At 39.6% G+C, this 18,527-nt stretch carries 17 protein-coding genes; 3 read left to right on the forward strand and 14 right to left on the reverse strand.

Going from position 1 to position 18,527, the window contains the following annotated elements; translation table 11 throughout:
- Positions 1-194: 194 nt before the first annotated feature.
- From SB775_RS23055 to SB775_RS23065, 3 genes are all read right to left on the reverse strand, one after another.
- Positions 195-1,598: an amino acid permease gene (locus SB775_RS23055; RefSeq protein ID WP_318687058.1), complete on the reverse strand. Its 1,404-nt coding sequence runs from the start codon at positions 1,596-1,598 to the stop codon at positions 195-197.
- Positions 1,599-2,006: 408 nt separating this feature from the next.
- On the reverse strand, positions 2,007-2,966 hold the full coding sequence (locus SB775_RS23060; protein WP_410863520.1) for an L-threonine 3-dehydrogenase: 960 nt from the start codon (positions 2,964-2,966) through the stop codon (positions 2,007-2,009).
- Between the two features lie 42 nt (positions 2,967-3,008).
- Positions 3,009-4,199: a glycine C-acetyltransferase gene (locus SB775_RS23065; protein WP_410863521.1), complete on the reverse strand. Its 1,191-nt coding sequence runs from the start codon at positions 4,197-4,199 to the stop codon at positions 3,009-3,011.
- Positions 4,200-4,571: 372 nt separating this feature from the next.
- Between SB775_RS23065 and SB775_RS23070 the strand changes: the two genes are divergently transcribed.
- On the forward strand, positions 4,572-4,703 hold the full coding sequence (locus tag SB775_RS23070; RefSeq protein ID WP_286140827.1) for a hypothetical protein: 132 nt from the start codon (positions 4,572-4,574) through the stop codon (positions 4,701-4,703).
- A gap of 271 nt (positions 4,704-4,974) precedes the next feature.
- Here the strand turns inward: SB775_RS23070 and SB775_RS23075 are convergent, their stop codons facing one another.
- From SB775_RS23075 to SB775_RS23105, 7 genes are all read right to left on the reverse strand, one after another.
- Positions 4,975-6,243 (reverse strand): S-adenosylmethionine decarboxylase related protein, encoded by a 1,269-nt coding sequence (locus tag SB775_RS23075; protein WP_089362629.1) that lies wholly within the window; start codon positions 6,241-6,243, stop codon positions 4,975-4,977.
- Positions 6,244-6,710: 467 nt separating this feature from the next.
- On the reverse strand, positions 6,711-7,229 hold the full coding sequence (locus tag SB775_RS23080; RefSeq protein ID WP_089362628.1) for a YehS family protein: 519 nt from the start codon (positions 7,227-7,229) through the stop codon (positions 6,711-6,713).
- Between the two features lie 362 nt (positions 7,230-7,591).
- A complete protein-coding gene (locus tag SB775_RS23085) occupies positions 7,592-8,554 on the reverse strand; it encodes a tRNA dihydrouridine synthase (protein WP_410863524.1) in 963 nt (320 codons plus the stop codon).
- Between the two features lie 246 nt (positions 8,555-8,800).
- Complete coding sequence (gene rlmD / locus SB775_RS23090; protein ID WP_410863525.1) at positions 8,801-10,189, reverse strand: 23S rRNA (uracil(1939)-C(5))-methyltransferase RlmD; 1,389 nt, start codon at positions 10,187-10,189, stop codon at positions 8,801-8,803.
- Positions 10,186-11,070 carry a DNA-3-methyladenine glycosylase family protein gene (locus SB775_RS23095; protein WP_176431899.1) on the reverse strand — a complete coding sequence of 295 codons (885 nt, stop codon included), beginning with the start codon at positions 11,068-11,070 and terminating at the stop codon, positions 10,186-10,188. The genes rlmD and SB775_RS23095 overlap by 4 nt, the downstream gene beginning before the upstream one ends.
- 122 nt (positions 11,071-11,192) lie before the next feature.
- Positions 11,193-11,978 carry a delta-lactam-biosynthetic de-N-acetylase gene (gene pdaA / locus SB775_RS23100; protein ID WP_410863526.1) on the reverse strand — a complete coding sequence of 262 codons (786 nt, stop codon included), beginning with the start codon at positions 11,976-11,978 and terminating at the stop codon, positions 11,193-11,195.
- A 192-nt stretch (positions 11,979-12,170) separates the two neighbouring features.
- Complete coding sequence (locus tag SB775_RS23105) at positions 12,171-12,356, reverse strand: hypothetical protein (protein ID WP_089362623.1); 186 nt, start codon at positions 12,354-12,356, stop codon at positions 12,171-12,173.
- A gap of 111 nt (positions 12,357-12,467) precedes the next feature.
- Here SB775_RS23105 and SB775_RS23110 point away from each other — a divergent pair, with 111 nt between their 5' ends.
- The gene (locus SB775_RS23110) at positions 12,468-12,605 is read left to right on the forward strand and encodes a hypothetical protein (RefSeq protein WP_176431897.1); all 138 of its coding nucleotides are present in this window, start codon (positions 12,468-12,470) and stop codon (positions 12,603-12,605) included.
- 47 nt (positions 12,606-12,652) lie between these two features.
- On the opposite strand, the gene SB775_RS23115 is transcribed toward SB775_RS23110, so the two are convergent.
- Both SB775_RS23115 and SB775_RS23120 read right to left on the reverse strand, forming a co-directional pair.
- Positions 12,653-14,221, reverse strand: coding sequence for a fumarate hydratase (locus tag SB775_RS23115; RefSeq protein WP_061461525.1), 1,569 nt, complete (start codon positions 14,219-14,221; stop codon positions 12,653-12,655).
- 320 nt (positions 14,222-14,541) lie between these two features.
- Entirely contained in the window at positions 14,542-14,727 is a 186-nt protein-coding gene (locus SB775_RS23120) for an SE1561 family protein (RefSeq protein WP_410863527.1), read from the reverse strand.
- Positions 14,728-14,882: 155 nt separating this feature from the next.
- Between SB775_RS23120 and yfkAB the strand changes: the two genes are divergently transcribed.
- Complete coding sequence (yfkAB, locus tag SB775_RS23125) at positions 14,883-16,004, forward strand: radical SAM/CxCxxxxC motif protein YfkAB (RefSeq protein WP_375166318.1); 1,122 nt, start codon at positions 14,883-14,885, stop codon at positions 16,002-16,004.
- A gap of 34 nt (positions 16,005-16,038) precedes the next feature.
- Here the strand turns inward: yfkAB and SB775_RS23130 are convergent, their stop codons facing one another.
- Both SB775_RS23130 and cax read right to left on the reverse strand, forming a co-directional pair.
- Positions 16,039-16,851: a YfkD famly protein gene (locus SB775_RS23130; protein ID WP_410863529.1), complete on the reverse strand. Its 813-nt coding sequence runs from the start codon at positions 16,849-16,851 to the stop codon at positions 16,039-16,041.
- Between the two features lie 461 nt (positions 16,852-17,312).
- Entirely contained in the window at positions 17,313-18,371 is a 1,059-nt protein-coding gene (gene cax / locus SB775_RS23135) for a calcium/proton exchanger (protein WP_410863554.1), read from the reverse strand.
- Positions 18,372-18,527 lie beyond the last annotated feature (156 nt).

Here is an 18,527-nt window from a genome sequence, read left to right on the forward strand (position 1 = left end):
TAAGCTAACCACTACTACTGCCTTCATGATTCGGGACTTCCACCCTATAGATTGCACCCATGCCGGGCGCACGAAAAGGGCTGCAGCAGCAGCCCTTTTTTTGAGTTAAGCATCAGACTATTTAGATTTTCTTATCTTCGATCATTAAAAATGCATGAAAAACAATCGTCTCACTTAGAAATATCCAAAGTGAATTATAAATTAATCACTTTATCTTCTGTCTGAGGATCTGTCTGAACATCGGCTTGTACACGCTTGCCTATTCCAAAAGCGAAATAACTAATTACAACGATAGCCAGAAAACCTATTCCAACCATAAGTGATATACGTGTGTCATCATTAAACCACATACCTATTAATACCATGATCAAGAAAGCGATGGTCAGGTAGTTTGTAACAGGTGCAAAAGGCATTTTGAATGGATGATTATCCATTTCAGCTTTTTTTACTTTTCTGAATTGAATTTGACTGATCAGAATGACAAACCACGGAATCATACCAGGAAGTACGCTCGCACTGTATACATGCACAAATAAATTTTTTGGTGCAATATAACTTAAAACAACCCCAATTGCTAACCCGACTATCACGCCGAACGTTCCGAATAAAGGGACACCGCTATTAGATACTTTTGCAAAGAATTTTGGCGCTTGGCCATTCATCCCTAATGTGTAAAGCATACGTCCTGCACTGTAAATACCACTATTGCAGCCAGACATAGCAGCCGTGATTACGACAAAATTAATGATTCCAGCTGCTGCCGTGATACCAACTTTCGCAAAAGTAGCAACAAATGGACTGCCAATCGCACTTAATTGATCCCAAGGGTAAACGGTTACAATAATGAAAATCGCACCGATATAGAAAATTAAAATACGCCAAATGGTACTTTGAATCGCTTTGGTTATCGTTTTTTGCGGATCTTTTGCTTCACCAGCTGTAATCCCTATTAGTTCTACACCTTGATAAGCAGCAACAACTAGTGATAGTGCAAAGAAGAAACCCTTCCAACCACCTGTAAATAAACCACCATGTTCCCAAAGATTTGATAACCCTAATGCTTCTCCCCCGTTACCGATGCCAAAGAAAATAAGTCCAAATCCTGCAACGATCATTAATATAATCGTTACGATTTTTATCAGCGCAAACCAAAATTCAATTTCACCAAAGGACTTAACGGAAATCAAGTTCGCTGCCCCAAGAATAACCATTGCGATTAAGCCTGGAATCCAAGCAGGGAGATCCGGGTACCAATACTGCATGTACGTTCCAACTGCAATAATTTCTGCCATCCCGACGATAACCCACTGGAACCAGTTACTCCAAGCAGTCATATACCCTGCCAATGGATGAATGTACTTATAACCAAATGTTGCAAATGAACCTGTACTTGGCTCTAAATACAGCATTTCCCCCATTGCGCGCATGATCAAGAATATAAATAAACCAGAGATCGCATAAGCTAACATTACAGACGGACCTGTCCATTGAATCGTGCTGGCTGAACCCATAAATAAACCGACACCAATCGTACCGCCCAAAGCGATCATCTGAATATGACGGCCTTTCAAGTCCCTATTCAAATCTTTGTTTGCCATTCCATTTCCCCCTACACTACTAATAGTCGAAATTTGATGCAAGATGCTTAATGCTCTCCCTATTTAGTATAGAAATGATATAGCAGGCTCCCACTCTTTTAAATCTATCTTAAAGCAGCCTCTTAAAATCATTCTTCACTTTTAATTTAAGCATTCCTGACAGTTAGAAAGGTTCTTGTAAACATGAATTTCTAGTTATTAAGTATCATATGAACTTAGAAGCATAGCTTTATCCTAATCAACCTATTTCCGAACAATTAATACGAGGTTGTTCAATTCCGCCTTATAGAAAGCGCTTACTTTTCATTGGTTATTGAAAGTGCATCCTTTAAACGTTTAAAATTCATCTGAATAAAGAAACTCGAATAAAAGAGTATTACAACTCTTTTATTCGGCAAGCAGGTTTATTTATGCGGTTACTAAAAGTGACCTTAATTTCAGTTTCACCAACATGTCATTCGTCATTTTCTCCAAATCATATTCCGCCTTAAATCCCCACTCTTCCATTGCACAAGTTGAATCTATTTTATTTGGCCAGCTATCGGCAATGGATTGTCTTACAGGATCGACGTCATAATTCATGACAAATTCCGGAATATGCCTTTTAATCTCGGCTGCAATTTGCTCCGGATCAAAGCTCATGGCAGACACATTGAAAGAATTCCGATGTTTTAATTTTGAAGCATCTGCCTCCATTAGTGTAATGATGGCAGCTAAAGCGTCAGGCATATACATCATATCCATATACGTTCCCTTATCAATGTAAGAAGTATATCGCTTGTTTTTAATCGCTTCATAGTAAATTTCAACTGCATAGTCGGTAGTTCCACCGCCAGGAGGTGTAACATACGAAATCAATCCCGGGAACCGGAGACCTCTCGTATCAACCCCAAATTTATGATGGTAATAATCACATAATAACTCCCCGGATACCTTATTCACTCCGTACATCGTATTCGGCCGTTGAATGCTGTCTTGCGGTGTCCAATCTTTAGGAGTCGATGGACCAAACGCACCAATAGAACTAGGTGTGAATAACTGGCAATCGAGTTCTCGTGCCGATTCCAAAGCATTGACCAATCCACCCATGTTTAAATGCCAAGCTAAAAGAGGCTTCTTTTCAGCTGTTGCTGACAATAAAGCAGCTAAATGTATAATCGTATCCACTTCATGTTTTTTTGCCATATTAAACATCGCTTTTTCATCTGTAACATCTAAAATCTCAAATGGGCCTGATTGGGCAACATCGCTGTCCGTTTTTCGAATATCTGTTGCAATGATATTGTCAGATCCATAGATTTCTCTCATTTTCAGCGTCAGTTCTGAACCAATTTGACCTAAAGCACCCGTTACTAAGACCTTTTTCATCAAAAATCCCTCCCCTTTTTCTCTTTACAGCATGCAATGTTCTTAAATGATCGACATTTCTTTTCCTACTTTTTCATAAATCGCTAATGCACGATCCAGCATCTCTTTTGTATGAGCAGCAGTGGGCATATTCCGCACTCTTCCTGTTCCTTTTGGAACGGTAGGAAATACGATGGATTTAGCATATACGCCTTCTTCATTCAGCCTCTTTGAGAATTGCTGCGTTTTTGCTTCATCACCTATAATGCAAGGCGTAATCGGTGTTTCGCTCGCTCCGATATCAAACCCTAATTCTTTTAGGCCTTTTTTCAAGTAATCACTGTTTTCCCACAGCTTATTTTGAAGATCTGAGCTAGTCATCAAAATATCAATGGCTTCTATACTAGCTGCAACTGCTCCCGGTGTGGCAGCTGTTGAAAATAAAAATGGACGGCTTCTTACTTTTAACCAATCAATTAAATCTTTCTTTCCTGCTACATAGCCTCCTACAACACCAATGGCTTTGGATAATGTTCCAATTTGGAAATCCACTCTATCCGATAACCCGAAATGTTTTACCGTTCCTGCACCATTGCCTAGTACCCCCGAACCGTGTGCATCATCAACATAAGTAATTAAATCAAACTCTTCTGCAATCTCCACAATTTCAGGAAGCTTGGCAATATCCCCATCCATCGAGAAAACTCCATCGGTAATAATCATGACTTTGTTAAATAATCCGGACTCTTTTGCTTGACGCGCTTTTGTTCGTAAATCGTCCATGTCGGAATGGACAAATGGAATAATCTTTGCTTTAGATAATCGACATCCATCAATGATGGATGCATGATTCAGTTCATCTGAAAGTATGGCATCATGTTTATCCATCACTCCTGAAATGGCAGCCATATTACAATTAAAGCCCGATTGATAAGCAATGGCCGCTTCTGTATGTTTAAATTCAGCAAGCTTTTCTTCTAATTTAACATGAATATCTAATGTTCCGTTGATCGTACGAACGGCACCGGCTCCGACTCCATATGTTTTCGTTGCTTCTATGCAAGCCTCTTTCAATCGTCGATCTGTTGCTAAACCTAAATAGTTATTTGATGATAAATTAATTAATTCTCTGCCCGCAATGGTGATTACCGGACCGTTTGGACCTTCTACCGGATCAATGACGTTGTAAAGCCCTTTATTTTTTAAATCTTCCAAATTTTCTTTCAAAAATCGATTTAATATTTCACTTGACATTTAATATACCCCCTCATTGATGTTTGGAATAAATGCAGGAATTTTATATGTTTTACCCCTATTTCAAGTTTATTGAATTTGACCATTTTCTCTAAAAATACATGTGTCCTCTCTAAAAACACACAAGGAAGTAACCTAAATCCTTTTATACTAATAGTTCTAACAATCATAATAATAGAATTTTTCAACGTTGTCCATATTGTGTGGACAAAAAAATCGGAATTTTTGTAGTTTTACAATAAAACCCGCTAAAAAAGTCGTTCAAATCGCTGGAAATACAATGAGAATATCATCATTTTTCCAAAGAGACATATGTTTTATCTTCTGGCTTTTGGAGACTTTAACAAATAACCATAAAAAAGGAGGGATATAGTGAAAACAGAAGATGAAAAAACCTCAGAAGGCTTAAATGAGATCTTTGAAATCATCAATGCAAAAGGTGATATAGGAGAAATAAAAGAAATCGTCCAAAAATCTGTTGAAGAAGAAAATGAAGACAAGTAAACTTAGCGGATTAATTATCCTCTTTTATCTGTTTACATTGCTCTAATGGACAGTTAGTGTTCATTACAACACATAGGGTCCATACATCCTTTGACTAAACGGACCCTTTAGTTCATCAAAAAAAAAAAGTTATGCACATAATCAGGAGCAAAGTCTGAAGAATAAGGATTTCCCCTATTTCCCCCTTTCTTTATCCACAACTTGTGCACAACTTTATTAAATTGAAAAATTGAAGCCAGTCCCTTTCATTGATGACGACTTCAAATGTACATTATGGGTTCACCCTTTTCATCCTGTGAAGTAAAGGACCATCTGAATGTTTATTTTCCCCTATTACAAAATTCGTCATATAATAGGTCAAATATTGACCATAATGATTATTGGTTTTTAACAATAACTCATCCACATAGTAAACTCCTTTGGGGATTCGATCCATTAGCAGCACCGATAAGGCAGCATATATACCGCAGGCCACTTGAAAGTATGTTGCATTGGTTTTGTATTTGGAAAAGATTTCGCCATTCTCTAATACATTGTACATATAATGCTCCTTTTCTTGATAAACAATAAGGACACCAACTAGATCTTCCCCTTCAAGTTCGTCTTCAAGCGGATCGAGAACCTCCATTTCATGGTCCCATAATTGATCAACGTCATCCAGTTTTGAGCGGATTAACTCCGTCGTATGGTCATTTACCTTATATAAAAAGCCGCTTTCCATATCATACAATTTGCCCAAAGAATATACTTCTTCATGAGGCATTAAACAACCGTAAAACTGCTTGTCCCCTAAAGAGACTTTAAATTCGACATCATAAACATTTTCATATAAAAAGAGCGGTGTATGGTGGTTCATAAACATCGGATAGCTTGAAATAGCCTCGTCCAGAAAGCACTCGGGAGACCAGGTTGTGTAAATGACGTCCTTTTTTGCCTTCGCCTTGTCCTTAAAAAAATAATTGTCATGCTCTACAATATAACAGCCAAGTGGACGTTCTCCTGAGTCTTTCTTTAACAGCTCAACGGCCATCCATTGAACCACCCCTGGATTCATTCCCGAACCAATGATGGCTGTTGAATTTGAAAATTGATCTTTATACTTTTCAAAATGCCTGATTCGTTCAATTAAAGGAAATCCATGAGATAATTCTTCCTTTTCGTCAATCGTTGTTTTTTCTATAGCGGAATTAACATAATTAACACCTAATGCATTACAGCAATCTAGTATTTCAACCGTATCCGCCCGTGATAGATCTATTACACAAAATGTTTTTGTGCTTTCAAGATGCTTAGTAAACCTCTTTGTATCTTTTAAATCAAGTTGATGGAATACAAAGTGATTTTTTAGCTGTGGAAATAATTCATGATAATATTTTTCTTCTTTTTGTTTAATATCGATTAAATGTAAAGTACAACTGGAAATAAAATGGTGGATTGGATCTCTTTTATCAATAACTGATTTATTCAATATGGAAAGTATTGATTTTGCGGCCCCTCCCGCACTTCCTAAAATGGTTATCACTTTTTTGTTATCATCCATTTCTGCACCTCGTTCAACCTTTTATTATTAAACTATGTGGTTGAGGATGAAATGCAATAGGCAACTACCATTTAATGATGAAATGAGAAATACGTACAATCTATTATCTTCAATATTATCCAAAGGGAAAAGCAAGTGAACGGATTTAATAGGTATGAGCAATGTGATTAATTCCTACTTCTCTTTTTTTGTCCACACATTATACACAACTTTATAAAGCCAACTTATAGAATAGACACCCAGTTATTTTGAAAACAGACATACAGCAGTGTATTGAATCATACAGGAATTCGGCATGGATGTGCAGGAGGTGCCTTATGGGCACATTCGATTTTTTATATGATTCCACACTGTTTATATGTTTAAACTAACGAAAAAGACCCCGAAATCGGAAAAGTATTTTCACGAAATCAAGGCGAAATTATCATAATGTGCATTTTTTTAATATAGCTGCTATTACTGAACCCTTATCCCCTATATCTCAAAGCTAACCCTTTTAAGAAATTCCTGGCGAATTTATCCCCGCACTCTTTATAATTTCTATGACCAACTTTTCTTAAAATGGCGCTTAATTCTCCTTTGGTTATCATGACTCCTGCTTCTTCCAAGATATCAATCATATCCTCGCTTGTTAATGTCAGCGCGATTTTCATTTTCTTTAGCAGAATATTATTCATGCTTTCCTTATTCTTTGCAGTAGGTGCCGGGTTTTCTGGCTGGCCGGGTTTTGGTTCTTGTTTTCCTCTTTTAAAAATGATCAAGCCATTTAAAAAGGACTCCAACATCGTATTGTTACATTTTATACCTTCATCATCCATATCATCTTCGTCGTATTCATCATAGAAACCATCTTTCGGCTTTGTGAGCATCTGCATGACTTCTTCTCTTGTCACTTCAATATCCCCGAGTTTAAATATCTCTACCATATCTTTATTTTTTATATCCAGCGCATATCTTAGTCGAATTAATATATCATGATTATGCATTCATAAACCTCCTGTATATTTTTTCTTTTTTCACAGTACCTTCATTATTTCACAAATGGATGGGAATAAACGCAGCTGAAAATCCTGGAACCCTTTACGGATTCCCGGATCAATCTGCCTATTATTTTATTTTCAGTTTCGTGATTACTTCCACATGTGCAGAGTGTAGGTGGCAACACAAGGGTGCTTGTGGGTTTATTACATTCTTAAGACCTTTTCCTTTAGAAAACAGACTTTATCAAAACAAAAGTTGCCGGCTGCAAAGGAACTTGAAACTGAATAAAATAAGTTCACATAAGTTGATGTGATCCATTTTTTCTCTGACTTTTTGAGAGCTACATCATTTCACTGTCCCCGTCCCATCAACAATCTTTTCCAAAGTTATCAAGCAATGCACGCACTTCATTCGTTGATTTCGTGTTCATTAATTGATTTCTTAATTCACCAGCTCCACGGAATCCTTTGACATAAATTTTGAAAAAGCGATGAAGCCCTGTGATTGAACGTGGCAGTGCTTCCGCATATTGATCTTGAAGATCAAGCTGCAGTCTTAAAAGATCAAGATATTCTTTACTGCTATGCTCTTTTGGCTCTTTTTCAAAAGCAAAAGGATTTTTAAAAATACCTCGCCCGATCATAACGCCATCAATACCATATTGTTCAGCAAGCTGCAGCCCAGTTTGACGGTCAGGAATGTCTCCATTGATTGTTAGTAGCGTATTTGGTGCGATATGGTCACGTAATTTTTTGATTTCCGGAATTAGCTCCCAATGCGCATCCACTTGGCTCATTTCCTTTCTTGTACGTAAATGAATAGAAAGGTTCGCAACATCCTGTTTTAAAATATGCTTTAGCCACTCCTCCCACTCATTTACATCATTATAGCCAAGTCGTGTTTTCACGCTGACTGGCAGTCCGCCCGCTTTTGCTGCTTGAATAAGTTCTGCCGCAACATCTGGACGCAGAATAAGGCCACTACCTTTCCCTCTTGATGCCACATTCGGTACAGGGCAGCCCATATTAATATCGATGCCTTTAAATCCTAGCTCTGCCATGCCAATACTCATTTGACGGAAATATTCGGGATTGTCCCCCCAAATATGTGCCACCATTGGCTGTTCATCTTCTGTAAAAATCAAACGGCCACGCACACTTTTCATGCCCTCTGGATGACAATAGCTATCCGAGTTTGTAAACTCTGTGAAAAATACATCCGGTCGACCGGCTTCACTTACTACGTGGCGAAAAACAACATCTGTCACATCTTCCATTGGTGCAAGTACAAAAAATGGTCGTGGTAAATCACGCCAAAAATTATCTATCATTTTAAACTCAAATCCTCTCACTATGGATACAACTTCAAACTCTCGGTCAAAAAATATAAAGCCAAATGTTCCACTTCTTTTACACTTATATCATGCTTAATAACTTATTATCAAACACAAGTACATTTGGACATTTATAATTTGTGAAAAACTATCTTCTTACATCCTGGCGATATTCATATTCAATATAAAAAATTTATTAATCCGCTACAAATAGAATAAGGAAAAGGCAACTCCCGTATAGGGTTAGTTGCCTTCTTTTAAAATGAGTTGCGAGACACACTCCACATGGCTCGTCTGCGGGAACATATCCACAGGCTGCATGGATTTTACTTCGTATAATGCGCTCAATTCTTGAAGGTCCTTCGCCAATGTAGACGGATTGCAAGATACGTACACTATGGTTTTCGGTTTAACTTTCAAGATGGCCTGCAGTAAGGATTGGTCACAGCCGGATCTTGGTGGATCGACGACAAGCACGTCCGGTTTCCAGCCTTCTTTGGTCCAGCGTGGCAGGATATTCTCGGCTTTGCCTGTTTCATAATGCATGTTGGTGCGTTTGTGTCTGATGGCATTTTTCTTGGCGTCTTCAATGGATTCTTTGATGACGTCCATTCCGCGAACCTCTTTTGCATCTTCAGACAGCCAAAGTCCGATAGTGCCTACACCGCAATAAGCATCTACGACTTTTTCAGTGCCGGTCAGGGCTGCCGCTTTTTTCACTTCGTCATACATGCGGACTGTTTGGACCGGATTAAGTTGGAAGAAAGTACGGGCCGATAGTTCGTATGATAGGTCACCCAATGTTTCGTTGATGACTTTTTCGCCTGCAAGATGGATCGTCTTTTCGCCAAAAATAAGTGATGTGTTTTGGTTATTAATATTTTGAACGACTGATTTCACTTCCGGCAGTTGGTCACGAATTTGTTTAAGCAATTGATCTTTTTGTGGAATTTCTTCCGCTCCTGTAACTAAGACCACCTGCACTTCACCTGTTTCAAAGCCAACTCTTGTAATGACTGTACGGATCACACCTTTTCTCTTTCTTTCATTATAGATCGAGATATTCAGGTTCTTTAGGATCTTCTTCACTGTACGTGTTACTTTATTAGTAGCCTTATGCTGTACAAGACAGTTGGGAATATCGATCAAGTTATGGGAGTTTAAGCCGTATAGACCGGCAATCAATTTGCCATCTTTCTGACCGACTTGGTACTGACTTTTGTTGCGGTAGTTCCAAGGATCTTCCATGCCGATTGTTTCTTTTATATTTAATGAAGAAATCGGGAATTTCGTATGACGTTCCATCGCTTGAATGACGATATCGCGTTTTTCAATAAGCTGCTGGTCATAGCTTAAATGCTGTAACTGACATCCTCCGCATTCAGCATAAACCGGACATGGGGCTGCAATGCGGTGCGGTGATTCTTTCCGGATGGTTTTAATTTTTGCTTCAGAAAAGTTCGGCTGTACTTTCGTTATTAAAGCTACTATTTCTTCACCTGGTAATGCTCCTGGGACGAAGACGACTTTCTTTTTGAAATAACCGACTCCCTCCCCGTTAATGCCGAGCCGTTTAATGGTAAGGGGAAGCGTTTGATCCACTTCTAGATTTGTATCTTGAATGTTTGTCATTTCTTTTCACTCCGTTTTTCAATGCTTCTCCACAAATAGAGGGAAGCGTAGCTTAGATATGGAGCCCATTTCACACTATAGGTTTCCATTTCTTCTTGGGTTGGCTTTTGCGGTAAGCCATATAATTTTTTCAAGGCATTTTGAATGCCAATATCGGCTTTGGGAAACAGATTCGGTCGGCCGAGTCCAAAAAGCAGGAAGTTTTCAGCCGTCCATCTACCGATACCGCGTATTTTTATTAGTGTATCCATAACATCTTGATCGGATAACTTGTCCATTATATCAAGATTGAGATGGCCCTGAATGATTTGCTCGGAAAGTCCGATGACGTATTCCGCTTTTCGGCCACTGAATTGAATGGCTCTTAATTGCTCGATTTGAAGTTGGGCGGTTGTTTCCGATGTCGGATAAAACCAGGCACCTTCTATCTGGTATCCGAATGTTTTAACGAATCGTTCCGTGAGCGTATGTGCAAAAGATAAATTCAATTGCTGATGTATGATGCATTTGACGAGGCAACTGTAGTAATCGAAGTCCAAGACTATGGCTGTACCGCGGTGCTCTTCGAAGATTTCCCTTAAATCTGATTCCCGGAAATGCCGGGAAACGCCTTCTAATGGCTGATGCCAATGAAAAACCTTTTTTAACCGTTCGATTGCTTTTGACTTGTAAACCTCTGAATGACCTTTGATGATGAAAGATGGTTCATCGATATTTCCTATTGCCTGAACCTGCAAAACGATTGGTTCTCTTTCTATATATAGCGGAACTTTTACCGTCCTGTTAGTAAAATCAACTACCTGAAGTGGGTCTAACGATAATCGTTCGAGAACAAGATCGAAATTATAGGGTCCTTGAACCTGTAATTTTTCTGTCCACACAAGCGATCCATCCTTTAGCAGTTTTCCACGTATTATAGCATGTTTCCAGGAATATTACTTGAAATTGAAGAGAATGGATAAAAGCGGGACCTGAATTATCATTACAGGACCCGCTTTTTATTTTAATAAAGCATTCGGTTTGGCAATTGTTTCTCAATCATTAAATCATCAAGGCTACTGAATTTGTACCCCTGTTTTTCAAGATCCGTCAAAATCGAGTCGAGTGCTTCCGCATTATCTTTTGATACGGTATGCAGTAATAATATCGCCCCGGGATGAATCTGCTTAAGCACTTCATCGTGAGCGAACGCGGCACCCTTTTGTTGGTCAACAATCCAGTCCTTATATGCAAGCGACCAGAAAATGTGGTAATATCCTTCTTTTTGTGCGACTTTCATTGTTCTCTCATTGAATATACCACGCGGCGGCCTAAGGTAGTTCATCCCCTGTTGACCGGTTAATTTTTCCGTCGCTTTTTTAACCCTCTCCAGTTCAGTGCGAATTACAGCATCCGTCACACTGGTCATATCAGGATGGTTCCAAGAATGATTCCCGACGATATGTCCTTCATTCGCCATACGGACAACAAGCTCAGGTGCCGTTTTTAAATAATGACCCGTGACGAAAAAAGCCCCAGGAGCCTTATGTTTCTTCAGAACATCCAGAATCTGCGCCGTGTACCCATTTTCATAACCGTTATCAAACGTTAAGTATATATCTTTTTTCTTTGTATCCCCTTTATAAATCGCCTCATATTTAGGCAGCATCTCATTGAAGTTTTTACCAGCATCGGCAGGTGTCCCATTTTTCCCTTTATTGAAGCCCCAGTTATAGGATTCTGCAAAAGCTGGACTTGCCAAAGAGCATATCAAGCATATAAAAGCGGATAAAATCACGATTTTTTTCATTTGAATATCCCCCATGTTCTTTTTTCTTAGTGTTTGGAACATAGAGATTTATATGCATGATATTGCGAAGGTCGAATCTCGCTCCGTGGGGCGAATTATCCGGTTGGACGATTTCGCTCTAGGCTGAATTATAACCTTAATCCCACACAAAAAAAGGCCTTTCCTCCGAAAAGGATTGGCCCCTCTGTTTGTTTATCCTTTAAATAGCGCCTGTGCAGCCTTCCAAATAATGGTGATGGCAAAAATGAGAACGATTACAATTCCGATTACGTCTAGGAATGTTTCAAGACCGGAGAAAATAGTGTTTGCCACAGGAAGTTGGATGAAAGCAAAACCGGATAACATGGCGATAAAGAATAAGAAGTAGCTATTCTGCATGAAAATCCCCCCTTTCTCTTCTAATATATGTGCGGCCGTTCCAAAAGATTGTACTTTTATGAGGTAATTATCGCCTTTTTTTTCATATACATTTAACAAGGGGGGAATGAAATGCTGGAATGGGTTATCACGTTAGGCTTTGTTGGTTGTCTAGGTTTAGGTGGTGGAGTGTTTATTCATTTTGTGAAAAGTGGATTGAATTTAGAGGATTCATCGAGGATTGATCCACTTCCGGAAATGGACGAGTAAGATATGAAAAGACGCTCAACCGATTGGTGAGCGTCTTTTACCATACATTATTTAAATACTGGTTCTTTGAATTGTGCCAATTTTTCCAATGAAGATTGCTGAACATCTTTATGGAGGCTGTTTCCATGTGAATCCATGGTAACAACTGCTGTAAATCCTTCAACGTTCAAATGCCACATTGCTTCTGGAATACCAAATTCAGTAAAGTTAACACCTTCGACGGATTTGATGCAGTCTGCATAATATTGAGCAGCCCCGCCGATTGCGTTTAGATAAACGCCGCCGTGTTCACTTAGTGCTTCTAATGTTTTCGGTCCCATTCCGCCTTTACCGATGACTGCACGGATGCCGAATCGTTTCATGATATCGCCTTGGTATGGTTCTTCACGAATACTTGTTGTTGGTCCCGCAGCCTTCACATGCCATTTACCTTCTTCGTCCTTCAGCATAACTGGTCCACAGTGATAAATGACTTGTCCGTCTAGGTCGATTGGTGCAGGATTTTCAGATAAGTGCTTATGGATAGCGTCACGGCCCGTATATATTCTGCCGTTAATATGAACTACGTCACCAACTTTTAATTCACGGATTTGTTCTTCCGTGATTGGTGCTTGCAGGGTGATTTCACGGGAAGCTTCAACGTCAGATTCTACAGCGGCTGCCACTTCTTCCTTCGCTGCTTTTTCTTCTTCTAGAGCAAAGTCGATTTTCTCGCCTTCTTGGTATAACCACTCATTGATTTCTCCTGTTTCGGGATTCACTTTCACACCTAAACGGCGGAAAGCCCAGCAGTTGTACGCAACGGAGACGAAAAAGCTTGCCGGAATACGGTGCATGACACCGATTTTACATCCAAGCAGTGTGGTTTCGCCGCCAAATCCCATCGTGCCGATTCCCAATTCATTAGCTGTCTTCATGATGTAATCTTCAAGATTACGAAGATCTTCATTCGGATTCACATCTTCATTACTGCGGAAAAGTTGAGCCTTAGCCAGATCATATCCGGATGAACGGTCCCCTCCAATACCAACGCCGATAAAGCCGGCACTGCATCCTTGCCCTTGTGCTTGGTAGACAGAGTGTAGGACACATTTACGGATTCCGTCCAAATCACGGCCCGCTTTCCCCAATCCTTCAAGCTCCATAGGCAGACTGTATTGAATGTTTTTATTTTCACAGCCGCCTCCTTTTAAGATAAGACGAACATCAATGTAGTCTTTTTCCCATTGATCGAATTTCATGACAGGAAGACCTTCCCCAAGATTATCCCCGCTATTTTCACCCGATAAAGAATCAACTGCGTTTGGACGAAGTTTTCCGCCCTTTGTCGCTAAAATGATTGCATTACGGATTGCGTCTTTTATTTCAAGTTGGTTCACGCCAACTGGAGTTTTAATTTTGAAAGTCGGCAGACCAGTATCCTGACAAATCGGTGATACATTGTCGTCAGCCATTGTAATATTATTCGTGATGGTGGCCAAGCTCAACGCTGAACGAGTGCCTGCATTTTCACGTTGTTTTGCGCTTTTTACCGCACGACGAACATCCTTTGGAAGATTCGTTGAAGTTTCAACGATAAGACTGTACATACTTTCTTGGAATTTTTGAATATCCAAATTTCTCTTCCCCCTCTTATTTCCCCTAGATTTAATCATTTCCCTGCTTCTCTATAAAGAGCGAATGATACAACACCCGTTTTATTATACATCTAACATAATCTTTCGAAAACAAGTAATTATTTTTCTTAATGAAAAGCAATTTGAAGAGGAATGTTCAAGCCGCAAAGAATAAGCCCATGAGTAAAATGTCATCACCAATCTTTACCTATTTATGATGAACGCAATCAATCATTATATATAAAAAAGGGATGACGCAGGTTGCTCGTCATCCCTTCATGAATATTAACATTGAAAAAATCATACTATCGAAACAGATATTATTCTTCGCAGGTTTTGAATTGTTCAACTTTGCCTTCCAAATCATCTATCATGCCGATTAAGCGGTCTATATCTTCCAATTCAGTATTTTCCGGTTCGATATGATCAAGAACCTCCATGAACATCGTGAGGCGTTCTTTTAAGTATGTTAATTGTTCGTTTTTACCTGTAATGGATTTTCCCATGAGGCACTCTCCTTCCGTTCTTCTTTCATCGTAACGAAATCTGCTTGAAAGTGCAATGGCAAGCTAAAATGCAGCTCTCCGCCATTTGACAATTTTTGTCCCCATTGTTCATAATGGGTTAGTGCATTATTACGTAAGGAGTTTTAAACATGTCAATAATCAAGCAAGATCTTTTAACACCAATTACACCCAAGTATGATCCTTGGGAAGCATATATGGACGTTGAACAATATGGAAAACTCTGCTTGACCAATGTGGAGTTCACTACCACCACCCTTTGCAATATGCGTTGCGAACATTGTGCTGTCGGCTACACACTTCAGCCTAAGGATCCGGATGCTCTGCCTTTGGAATTACTGATTCGGCGCCTTGATGAGATTCCTTTGCTTCGCTCGCTCAGCATCACTGGCGGGGAACCGATGCTATCTAGGAAACAAGTGAAGAATTATGTTTTACCTTTATTGAAATATGCCCGTAGCCGTGGGGTCCGCACACAAATCAATTCCAATTTGACCCTTGACTTGGAACGGTACGAGGAAATCATTCCTTATTTGGATGTCCTGCACATTTCCCATAACTGGGGAACGATCGATGAATTCATTGATATAGGCTTCGCCATGATGGACCGAAAACCATCACGGGAACAGCGAAAGAAGTTATTCGATAAAATGATTGAAAATTCCCGTGCCCTGACAAAAGCTGGTGTGCTGGTTTCTGCAGAAACGATGCTTAATAAACGCACATTGCCTCATCTTGAGCATATTCACAGACAAATTGTCGATGAAATGGGATGTCAAAGACATGAAATTCATCCGATGTATCCAAGCGATTTCGCTTCGGCACTTGAAACGTTATCATTGGAAAATATGCGTGAAGCGATCCATCATTTGCTTGATATCCGTGATGAAAATGTATGGATGCTTTTTGGCACCCTGCCATTCTATCCTTGCAATAACGCTAAAGAGGATATAGAGCTGCTTCAACGCCTGTATGGTTCACATAAAGTGACGGTTCGAAATGACCCTGATGGACGTTCAAGGTTGAACGTCAATATTTTCACTGGGGAAGTGATCGTGACCGATTTCGGGGACGCACCTACATTGGGAAATATCATTGATTCGCCATTGACCGAATCGTACGACACATGGATGAATTCGAAACTGGCCAATGAATTGAACTGCCACTGCCCGGCAGTCAAATGTCTAGGCCCGAATGTTCTCGTCAAAAATGCATACTACCCGATGGAAGACTTCAGGATCAGGAAGTCTTCCATATAAAGAAAAAACTCGCCAATCCGGCGAGTTTTTCTTTTTACCTAGGTTGCTGAGAGACAGTAAAGCTGAAGGAAACATGGTCCTGAACCGGTATCCATGCACCGATGCCTTGAGAAGTGATGTTCTTGATCGTTATGGTTCGCTTATTTCCTTTTAGGTTCAAATATACTTCCCCATATGTGACCTTTCCTTTTTCATTGACTGCAGAAGCATAACTGGATAAGTAACCAATCCTATTTGAAGCCACATTGTATACCTCATCTTTTTTCGTACCAGCTCCGATGATCGTTTCGAAAGCCAATGGCAAATTGGTCTTTTCTGTGGCTTTTAACAGCATCATCTTTTGAACATCCTCAGCCTTAGGGATTTTCGCGGTAAGACCGCCGCTCACTGCCTTCTGACTCTCCTGGATGTAACGGATCCTGTATGGAACTTCACCGCCGCGATTATCATAGTAATTCATATTGATCTTTTGGTATTCCCAGTTTGGGGCCGTTTCCGAAGACTCATAATTCAATGCCCAATGACCAAGGTATATGGTCGCCCTGTAACCAAAAGCAAGCGGAGCCTTTGCAATTGCTGATTCATTCAACATATGAATGAGTTCTGGATTTTCAATCTTTATATCCGACGAATCGATCAATTGTTTGGCAAACTTACTCGGCTGCAGCATTGGAAGATCCTGAGTCGAGTTCGGATACGTATTCTCCTTTGCAATATTCAATACGGAAGGCGGGATATTCACCTTTTTCGGAGTTGCTTTATCTCCTGGTTTATTGGCTGCAAAACTTACATTCGCCTGAATGAAGGCAATTAGGGCAATCATCGTAATAAGAATAATTCTTTTCATGCTGTCGCTCTCCTTTTGAGGGGTTCAATCATTTTGTTTATAGATTTTGTTTTTAGCCAACATTCTATACATTTCATTCTGCTGTCGAATTTGTAATATATTTTTAAAGTTCAGAATATTTACTTTTTAATCGGAATCGGTTATACTTAATTTACATTATAAAAAGGAGGCGAAATCGTTCATACCTATTACACTTTCAGGAGGTATGCTTATCGAACAATCCATGACACCCTTTTAAAGGATGACAGAAAACGAATTCGCCCATACTTAAATCTGATGTAAAAGGATGGTGTAACACTCTAGAATATTTTCTCAACTTTTACAAAAGCATGATGAAAAATTTTGGAAAAACTTATGAATGGTAATTTACTAATATAGAAATGACTCTGCTAAATCTAACCTGAGCAGAGTCATTTTTATTTATATAAAAGAAGACCTTCCGCATCGGAAGGCCTGCATTATTATAATAAGTAAAATCCAATCCCCATGATGAAGTAGGCAGCCAATAGGGTAAGGCCTTCAAACCAGTTCGTTTCCCCGTCATTCGAAATCATGATCATCAGAAAGACTGCTGAAACCATTGAAATCAGTTCTGGCCATGTGAAAATTAGCGGCATATGAGTTGGATACATTAACGAAATCAATACTAGTACAGGAGCTACGAACATCGCTACTTGAAGTGTGGAACCAACGGCAATCTCCACAGCAACATCCATTTTATTTTTATAGGCCATCATGACGGCGGACGCATGCTCTGCCGCGTTACCCACGATCGCAACGATAATGACACCGATGAATAACTCTGTCCATCCGAAGGTTTCCCCCACTTCGCTGAAGGTATGTACAAGCTTCTCCGATACGAACGCAACAGCCAATGTAGCGGCAGCAAGTATTATAATTGCCTTTTTCTTACTCCATTCCGGTTCTTCCTCTTCATGTTCCTTCGTTTTCTGGTTATGCTGATATACCCCGCGGTGAGTAACCAATTTAAAGAATAATGCAGCAAGATATAATAAGATCAAAATGATGGAAATTCCGACACTTAACGACATCGTACTTGACTCACTCATGTTTTGTGTGAATACTTCCGGTATGACGAAGGCTACAATAACTGCAAATATTAACAGCCCGGCATTATGCCTGGCATCAAAAACATTAAATTTCTGCCGTTTGTATTTGGTCCCTCCGATGAAGAACGAAAGGCCAGCCACCAACAATAAGTTTCCTAAAACGGAACCAGTCAAAGACGCCAATACAACACCAACCAGCCCCGCCTTTAACGAAAAGACCGATATGATCAATTCAACTGCATTACCAAAGGTTGCATTCAATAGACCGCCAATCCTTGGTCCCATAACAATCGCTAAGCTTTCAGTCGCCCTGCCCATGAAGCCTGCAAGCGCGACGATTGTTAAGCAATATACTATGAACATGATTACGCTCGGCCAATGCAATAAAGACCCAAGGACAGATAATGGGACGCCTAATAGTACAAGCCCCAAAAATAATTTATTCACGATACTTCTCCTCACAATCCTATAGTTCTTTTCATATAACAAAAACTATCATACATAAACTTCGGGCAAAGACAAAGGAAAATTTTTCACCGCTCCTCTTCTTGTCAATATTTACCCAAATCCCTATTGCTTAATCCTCTTTCTAAGATGTAACATCAA

It is taken from the genome of Peribacillus sp. SIMBA_075, from assembly GCF_046534585.1.

Bases quoted from the DNA above. Each gene is read 5' to 3' on its own strand.
- SB775_RS23055 (WP_318687058.1), bottom strand. From the start codon at position 1,598: ATGGCAAACAAAGATTTGAATAGGGACTTGAAAGGCCGTCATATTCAG.
- SB775_RS23060 (WP_410863520.1), bottom strand. From the start codon at position 2,966: ATGAAAAAGGTCTTAGTAACGGGTGCTTTAGGTCAAATTGGTTCAGAA.
- SB775_RS23065 (WP_410863521.1), bottom strand. From the start codon at position 4,199: ATGTCAAGTGAAATATTAAATCGATTTTTGAAAGAAAATTTGGAAGAT.
- SB775_RS23075 (WP_089362629.1), bottom strand. From the start codon at position 6,243: ATGGATGATAACAAAAAAGTGATAACCATTTTAGGAAGTGCGGGAGGG.
- SB775_RS23080 (WP_089362628.1), bottom strand. From the start codon at position 7,229: ATGCATAATCATGATATATTAATTCGACTAAGATATGCGCTGGATATA.
- SB775_RS23085 (WP_410863524.1), bottom strand. From the start codon at position 8,554: ATGATAGATAATTTTTGGCGTGATTTACCACGACCATTTTTTGTACTT.
- rlmD (WP_410863525.1), bottom strand. From the start codon at position 10,189: ATGACAAACATTCAAGATACAAATCTAGAAGTGGATCAAACGCTTCCC.
- pdaA (WP_410863526.1), bottom strand. From the start codon at position 11,978: ATGAAAAAAATCGTGATTTTATCCGCTTTTATATGCTTGATATGCTCT.
- SB775_RS23105 (WP_089362623.1), bottom strand. From the start codon at position 12,356: ATGCAGAATAGCTACTTCTTATTCTTTATCGCCATGTTATCCGGTTTT.
- SB775_RS23110 (WP_176431897.1), top strand. From the start codon at position 12,468: ATGCTGGAATGGGTTATCACGTTAGGCTTTGTTGGTTGTCTAGGTTTA.
- SB775_RS23120 (WP_410863527.1), bottom strand. From the start codon at position 14,727: ATGGGAAAATCCATTACAGGTAAAAACGAACAATTAACATACTTAAAA.
- SB775_RS23130 (WP_410863529.1), bottom strand. From the start codon at position 16,851: ATGAAAAGAATTATTCTTATTACGATGATTGCCCTAATTGCCTTCATT.